Annotated in this window: 1 protein-coding gene and 1 pseudogene; both read left to right on the top strand. The window is 61.8% G+C overall.

The annotated features are described in order from the left end of the window. Positions 1 to 535 precede the first annotated feature (535 nt). Positions 536 to 829 (top strand): annotated as a pseudogene (locus ACZ6C1_RS38635) (IS630 family transposase); the annotation flags it as partial. 425 nt (positions 830 to 1,254) lie between these two features. Continuing rightward, positions 1,255 to 4,054: MSCRAMM family protein (locus ACZ6C1_RS38630; protein WP_469247704.1), on the top strand; the 2,800-nt coding region annotated here is incomplete at its 3' end.

The raw sequence follows: 4,054 nt of genomic DNA, 5'->3' as shown, positions 1-4,054 counted from the left end.
GCGAGTACTTCCTCGGTGGCGCCACTACTTCCTCGTTCCCTGTTCCAGGCGATCCTATTGGACACCTGTCCGAGAACTTCGAGGCACCTCACTGGTCCAGCCCGACAGCTCCGCAGCGGATGACGTGCTCGTGATGCCCAACAGTGAGGATGAGCTCCCCCGGCCGCCCGCCTGGGCGCAGTTCAGCTGTGGTGGTGATGGTGCGCTGTGGGTCAGTTTGGGCTCGGGCCACGTTAAGGGCGGCGTGATAACAGACGCCGCACTCGGCCTGCAGCGCGCGGGCTCGCTTCTGCACGGCGGTACGCTTGGTCACGGTCATCTCCCGGCCAGCCGACCCCACGCCGCTGTAAGGGGTGAATGGTTCAGCATCGTGCACTTCGTGCGCCGGATCCCGTGGGACCTTCTCCAGCAACCGGTGGCGTGCACACCGGTCAGGCGGATAGGCGGTCGGCTCGCCCTGGAAATAGCATAGCGGGCGGACTGGAAAGGTCGACGGTGCAAAGCTGGGGGATGGAGCGCTTCAGGCTCTGCGGCTGTCTGTGACGTCGTCCTCCTCTATCCCGACCCGCCCGAGCGGGCTCTGGTCTTCGCGTGGACGAGAAGTCCCAGATCCAGGCGCTGGACCGCTCCCCAGCCCGTGCTGCCGATGATGCCCGGAGGTCCCAGCGGACCACCCACGACGACGTCCTCGCCGGCACCACAACGCTCGTCGCTGTCCCAGAAGTGGCCACCAGCAAGGTGATTGGCTCACCCCACCGCCGGCCATCGGGGTGAAGAGTTCAATGAATTTCTGATCAGACTCGGCAAGGACGTGTCTGCCGGTCTGCAATCGCGTCCGGTGCGCGCGGCCGACTGATTGACCTCGTTTGCTGGCGGATTGGGAGCGTTAAATACCCAAGCCGAAGGCGTGCACTCCCGAAAGACTGGCGGGTGAAGTCCATTTCGACCTTGATGGATTCCGGTATGCGCCCCCTCATAGCGATGCCACCCGGACCCGGCTGCCCGAGGTGATCCGCCGTCCAGGGGCAACGTGGGCCAGCTTTGGATGACTCCTTGCTGCCGTCGGTGCCCGGGTCTGCAGTCCATGCGGTGCATCGTGACGCGTCACGTGCGGTGTCTCTGCCCCTCTTCCTTCAGTGGCTGGGTTCGCATGAGCCGCAGTCGCCGTAGTCGCCCGGTAGGGCGCTGTGGGGTGGCCAAGAGACAGCATCTCGTTAGAGTGGGGTGTTCGGGATGGGCGGGTTGCGTCGTGCCATGGCTACCCTTGTCGGCCTGGTAGTTGCGATTAGTGTGGCCGTGCCGAGCACTGCTGTCTGGGCGGTGAGCCCCAATGCATCGAGCGTGCCCGCGAAGAGCCTCATGGTGCAGTTGTCGACGGCGATGTCGTGGGCCGGTACCGCGGGCAACCTGGGGGCGTGGCTGCGGAGGATCTGCAATGACCATCACGACCCGTCACAACCGGGTTACATCCAGAACCTTGTATTAACGGACGTGTCGGCCTCTGGCGGGTCCAGTGTGTCGGCCGACCCGTCGACGGCTCGCGACACCTATTTGATGTCGCTGGTCGACCAGATCCTACCGTTCTTTCCTGGAGGGAATGGCACCTGCCAGTTCGAGCGGGTGTTCGTGGGCACGGTGAATCTAGATGCTGACTATGAGCAGCAGTTCAACCCGCCCGGCACACCCGCTCCGAAAGACATGTACCTGGACGGGATCCGGAATCCAGCTGTGATGGCGAACGTTCTGGGTCGATCAGAGGCTGCGGCGATGGCGTTTAATCAGCATGTGAAACAAGTGGCTCCGGGAGTGACGTATGACTGGTACGTTTCCACTGAGGCGACTCTGAATTACTTTGGCCTGACAGCTGCAGACGGATCGTCAACGATCGGCAACTCGGTTGCGTCGGCGTACACCACATTCCTTACGGAATATGCAAGAAGACTATCGACCGTTGCGGCACCACGAGCGTTCATGTGGTCCGTCGGATTCGACATGCTGCCCTCTACGCCGGACATTCCGGGTGTGTACTCGCGAAAGCAATTGGATGACAATCTGAGGGCCTTATCGATGCAGTTCGCGGCCAACACGGTCGCCTTCGACCCCTACGGCAACGGAAGCGGGCCGCTGTGGCTCAATTTACAGGATCACGTCGGCTCGATGTCATGCCTTTACAACAACGATCCGGATGATTCTCACGCGTCGGGGTCCGGGTTCATGATGGATCCCGCCGACGCGGTGGCGTGGTACCGGGTCGTGGACGCCGCCCTGGTGAAACGCTTCAGGCTAGAAATGAATGTGGAGCAGTTCCGTCACATCGACCCGACGAGCTGCGAGACGGCACAGGCCGGGACGCCGGATTCAGGTATCACGCACGAGTATACGTCGGTTCTGACAACCCGGGAGAACTATTATGCAGCAGCCAACGTCGCATTAGGGGCTAGCTTCGACCTGCGAAACTGGATTAACGCAAACTACCATCTACGCGGAGCTGCGCTGACAAGGCTGACCGGACTGACTCTCGGCGCAAATGTCGTTGCCCAAGGCTCCTCCACGACCGTCTCAGGAACTCTCACCGACACTGCCGGAACGCCAATCGCGGGACAATCAGTGGATCTTATCCGGTGCGATGCTAACGGCGCCGGCTGTAACATCGCCTCAAAGCCGGGCACCTACCAGGCCGTTACGGATGGCAGTGGCCGTGTGACGATCACTACCCCACCTATCCGAAAGTCCGCCTTCTTCGGTCTCGCCTATAACGGCGGAACAAGCTATGTGGAATCCGCAGCACTTGTGCCCCGAGCCGTAACCTCCATTGGCTTCACCACCCCCTCCGCACCCGGATCGACCGAGTACCGTGGCTCGTTCACCGTTGCCTCCACCCTGGCACACAGTGACAACACACCTGTTCCCAATGCTGCGGTCACCCTTGTCCGCTGCGCTTCGAGGACCGACTGTTCGCCTCCCGTGTCCAGTCAGGTGGGCACGGGCTCCACAGGCAGCACCGGCAACGTCAGCGTGACAGTGACGAACGTGACCCAAACGGCCTCCTATCAGTTGCAGTTCGCTGGAACTGCCGCAGAACCGAAGGCGATGTCCGAGGTGTTCACCGTCACAGTGACGCCCAACGTGCAGTGGCAGCCTGGCAGCATCACCGCCGACCCCACCGCAGTTGGAAGCACCAGCCTGATTTCGGGCCGTCTAGTCCTGACCGACGGGCAAACCGGCGTTTCCGGCGTCTCCGTCAGCTTGTACCAATGCGCGTCAGCCAGCAGCTGCGGTAGTGGCAACCTTGTTACGACAGTGACCACGACCCAGGCAGATCAGGGATGGGTCAGGATTTCCACTCCCGCGTTAAGTGTTCTTCCCGCGTTCTTCCAGCTGCGGTTCGCGGGCAACGCCAATTACGCGCCGGCAAGCACTCCGGTTCTGACCGTACTGGAGGCAACCCGCTGGGTGAACGTGCGGGCAACCGGTACTCCCGGGTCATCCGTGACCGTGGAAGGATCACTGACCCTGACAGACGGCCAGACAGGTGTGGGCGGAGCAAACGCCGCACTCTACGCCTGCGACTCTTCAACAAGCTGCCCCTCAACCACCGCACTGGGAACTGCAAGCACCACCGCGGGAACCGGCCGCGTCAGCATCAGCCTCAGTGGCGGAACGCTGCCGACTTACTTTCAGCTACGGTGGCCAGGTAACTTCCATTACGGCCCCTCGGTGTCCACGATCCTGTCGGTTGTATCGGGGGATCAGTGGGCCGAGTCAGCGGCTACTCCCGTTGCAGTCGGCGGCTCGAGCAGCATTACAGGACGCCTGACGGTAACAGATACTGGTAACGGATTCTCAGGGGCACCGATTTCGCTCTTCAAGTGCCCCACGGCAACCTCATGCGACACCGGAACTAATACGGGAATCAATGGTGTAACTGATGCATCTGGCCGTATCACCTTGACCACCCCCGCGTTAAGTGTTCTTCCCGCGTTCTTCCAGCTGCGGTTCGCGGGCAACGCCAATTACGCGCCGGCAAGCACTCCGGTTCTGACCGTACTGGAGG

It is taken from the genome of Streptomyces sp. NPDC041796 (genome assembly GCF_055590785.1).
The sequence above is the reverse complement of the archived record's forward strand: the minus strand, read 5'-3'. Positions and strand labels throughout refer to the sequence as shown.